This window comes from Pseudomonadota bacterium, assembly GCA_018817425.1.
GTDB lineage: Bacteria > Desulfobacterota > Desulfobacteria > Desulfobacterales > RPRI01 > RPRI01.
In genome coordinates, this window is the sequence record JAHITX010000144.1 from 1 (window position 1) to 3,941 (window position 3,941).

Genomic DNA, 3,941 nt, shown 5'->3' on the forward strand with positions numbered 1-3,941 from the left:
ATGTTTTTTCTCAAAGATTTGGAATTGGAATTGCCGTCCACCTCGTTTTATTTTGAAGGTGGGTTATTGTCTTTGGTTAGATTTCATAATCAATATCAAAAAGCCGTTCATAAAAATATTTTTTATATAGAAAAAATTCTGAACGACAAAGGGGAGTCGGTGGAAGTGGCTTTGCAATATGTGGACGATATTTCTTCGCGGGTAACTTCCTTCGCCAATAATATCGCCACGATAGAAGGCGGAATGCATTTGACCGGTTTCAAATCCGCCTTGACCAGAACGCTCAATTCATACGCGCGCGAGAGTGGGTTTTTGAAAGAAAAAGACGAGAATTTCGCTGGCGATGATGTCTTGGAAGGAATCACCGCGGTGGTGTCCGTTAAATTAGCCGAGGTTCAATTTGAGGGCCAAACCAAAGCGAAATTGGGAAGCGTGGAAGCGCGCGGAATGGTGGAAACGGTTTTTAGCGAGGCCTTCGCTTTTTTCTTGGAAGAACATCCCGAGGACGCCAAAGCGATAATCAATAAAGTGGCGATTGCGTTGCGCGCGCGCAAAGCGGCGCGCGCGGCAAAAGAAAATGTTTTGCGAAAAGGAGTTTTGGAGGGGATAACTTTGCCGGGGAAATTGGCGGACTGCCAATCCAAAAGTGCACAAGAATCGGAATTATTTATTGTGGAAGGAGATTCTGCTGGTGGTTGTTTTGCTGGGGAGACGAAAGTTGCGTTATTGGACGGAAGGAATGTTTCATTTAAGGAGTTGGTAAAGGAGCATAAAATGGGTAAAGCTAATTATTGTTATACGGCTGGAAAAAATGGCGATATTAAAATCGCTCTCATTGAAAATCCCAGAATAACAAAAAAGAATGCGGAAGTTATAAAAGTGGTCTTAGATAATGCTGAAGAAATCATTTGCACTCCGGAGCATAAATTTATGATGAGAGATGGGGCATATAAAAAAGCAAAAGATTTGAAGAATATAGATTCTTTAATGCCTTTGCGCAGGCAATTATCAAGATTGGGTAAAATCATAAAATTAAATGAAAAAATGGATGTGTATGATTTTGAAGTGAAAGGAACTCATAATTTCGCTTTGGCGAGCGGGGTGTTTGTTCATAATAGCGCAAAACAGGGACGCGATAGACGCACGCAGGCGATTTTGCCTTTGCGAGGCAAGATTTTGAATGTGGAACGAGCGCGCTTGGACAAAATGTTGGCTTCGCAAGAAATTAAAAATTTGGTGATTGCCTTGGGAACCGCAATCGGGGATACTTTTAATATTGAGAAATTGCGTTATCATAAAATTATTATCGCCACCGATGCCGATGTGGATGGCGACCATATTAAAACTTTATTGCTCACTTTATTTTATCGTTATTTCAAACAAATTATAGAAGACGGCTATTTGTTCGTGGCGAAAGCGCCTTTGTATAAAATCAGTCAAGGCAAAAAGGAGATGTATGTTTTTTCGGATAAGGAGAAAGAGGAATATTTGAAAAAGATTGGCGCAGAGAGTATTTTGGATAAGGTTGAAGATTTGGTGAGCGAGGACGAACAGGATGGGGAAGAACTTGTGACCGCACAAAAGAAAACGCCGAAAATATCAATTCAAAGGTATAAGGGTTTGGGTGAAATGAATCCGGATGAATTATTTGAGACAACGATGGATGCCGAGAAAAGAGTTTTGAAGAAAATTTTTATTGAGGACGCGCAACGGGCGGACATCACTTTTGATACTTTGATGGGTGCGCAGGTTGCTCCGCGGAAAGCGTTTATTCAATCCAACGCGACAATCGCGCAAATAGATTTGCACGCGTAAGGTTTTTAGAGTTGGGGTTTGGGTTGAGCAAAAAATTTAGTCTTGATGAGGGGGAAAACAATCCAGAAAAGAGATCCCCCCTATCAAATTACAAATCCAAAATTACAAATCACAAACAAATTACAAATTCAAATACTAAAATCTCAAAGACGGACGGGACGGATTTTGGCTTCGCCAAAATCCGTCATTCAAGCATTAAAATATTAATCATTCAATCAAAATTCAAAATTCGGACTTCAAAATTTATTGTGGACTGGACTGTTTGACCACCCGTAGGTGTGGCTTCGCTAAACGTTCGCAGAGACGAAAACGGACGATTGGCTTCGCCAATCGTCCGTCTTATTTATTCTCTCTACCTCCCCAATCTGTTTCCTTTATTCTTCATACTCAACAATAGTTATAAATTTCTTGACAATATTATTGGTTTTGTCGGATTCTTTTATTCCGCCGGTCGGGTCCACATTTATCACAATCGCCAAATTTTCTCCGATTTGCGGTTTGTCAAAACCCAAAATAAATTCAATTTTTTCACTTGGAGCCAAAGCTTGTTGCGACGCGGAATGGAAAATATGCGCGGGGCTGGTGGGCAACACCGCGTTAAAATACCAACCCTCTGATTTTTTCGCGCCAAGATTGGTGATTGTAAATTGAACCGCGATTTTGTCTCGGGTGGTATAAGTGGAAGTCGCGATGAATTCGTTATTGGCTCCTAAAATTCCAACTATATCAATCGTGGTCGCCAAATCTATTTGTTGGGTGGCGTCAGGTGTCGTGTTATTAGCGGGCGGAATTTCATAGGTGTGTTCTTCTCTGTCTCCGGCTTGCAGACCTCCGCCAGTATTGGCCGGTGTTGGTTGGACGGGCGCGACAATATTGCCTCCAATTTGCGGAACCGCCAGTTTTGTCATTTTTACAAAATCGGCCTCCACAACAAATCTTTCTTCTTTTTGTCCCAAGGTGTTGCAGGTGGACAAAGTTAATTTTTTCTCGCCCTCGTCAAAACGCACTATTTCAGCGGTGTCAGTTTTATAATTGGCAGTCACTTTGTAGAAATACTCATTCTTTTCGGATTGCAGGACAATTTCATCGCCGATTGCTAATTTGTTCAAATTGTTAAAAGTTTTATAAAAAGCGTTTTCGGTTTCCAAACTGGTGCTATGCCCGAAAATAAAGATGTTTTTATTTTCGCCCAAGAGTCCAGAACTTGGATAACGCGTGGCTCCTAATTTGAGAGCATTGTTGAGCGTTTCCAAATCAATCGTGAGCGGATTAACAACCGAGGCGTTGACGCCAATTTTATCAATCAAAATTTTGAGCGGTTTTTCTATCAAAATATTTTGCTCGGCGATGATAGTCGGCGTTGTCTCTGGTTGTTCGTTTCTCATCAATTGTTGCAAAGATATCATGGAGGAAGATAAATTGTATCTTATATTTAGAGAGGAGCCGATTTTACTAAAAAAAGCGGGAACGATTTGTGTTTTTTGAATTGTCGCCACGAGATAAGAGCTGGTGTTGGGGAATAAAGCGACTATTCTCGCTCGGTTTTGATAAGCGGAAACTAAACCCGTGATGGCAAGAATCAACAGCGCGGTTGTCGCAAAACTAAATTTCCACCAACGCGCGAGCGCGGATTGTCTGAAGATATTTAGAAAACTTTTTTCTCCCGAAGCGGTATTTTTGGATATTTTTTCAATTATCCACCAATCACTTTCGGAATTGTTTTCAAATGTGGGTAAATTTTCAGGTGTCATAATAATTATATATTATTAATTCAATACAGGCATATTAACATATAACCAAATTGCTGTCAATGTTTTTGGTTTGATTGACAATTCTATATTATTATGCATAATATAAGTATATGAAAAGATTTTTGCCTACAATTTTTATAACGGTTACGATTTTGGTTGTTGGCGTGGTATTGAATCCAACGGTTCTTTTTGCGGGCTCTCCGGAAGGTTATCATGATGCAAATTATAACTCCAGTTGCCAAGCATCTGGTTGGGCGGTGGATCCAGATGATAAGTCTCAAGATGTGAATGTAAGATTATTGGAAAATGGAAAAGTACTCGCTTCCGGTTTAGCCAATCGTCATCGTAATGATTTGACACAAGTTTGTCCAAATG

Annotated in this window: 3 protein-coding genes; 2 read left to right on the top strand and 1 reads right to left on the bottom strand. The window is 40.4% G+C overall.

Translation table 11 applies throughout. The features are described from left to right. The coding region (locus KKC46_22995) for a DNA topoisomerase IV subunit B (protein MBU1056672.1) at nt 1–1,815 on the top strand (1,815 nt) is incomplete at its 5' end. Nucleotides 1,816–2,189: 374 nt separating this feature from the next. On the opposite strand, the gene KKC46_23000 is transcribed toward KKC46_22995, so the two are convergent. Further along, a complete protein-coding gene (locus KKC46_23000; protein MBU1056673.1) occupies nt 2,190–3,566 on the bottom strand; it encodes a sortase in 1,377 nt (458 codons plus the stop codon). A gap of 110 nt (nt 3,567–3,676) precedes the next feature. On the opposite strand from KKC46_23000, the gene KKC46_23005 reads away from it, so the two are divergent. Continuing rightward, nucleotides 3,677–3,941 (top strand): hypothetical protein (locus tag KKC46_23005; protein ID MBU1056674.1); only part of this gene is annotated, 265 nt, incomplete at its 3' end.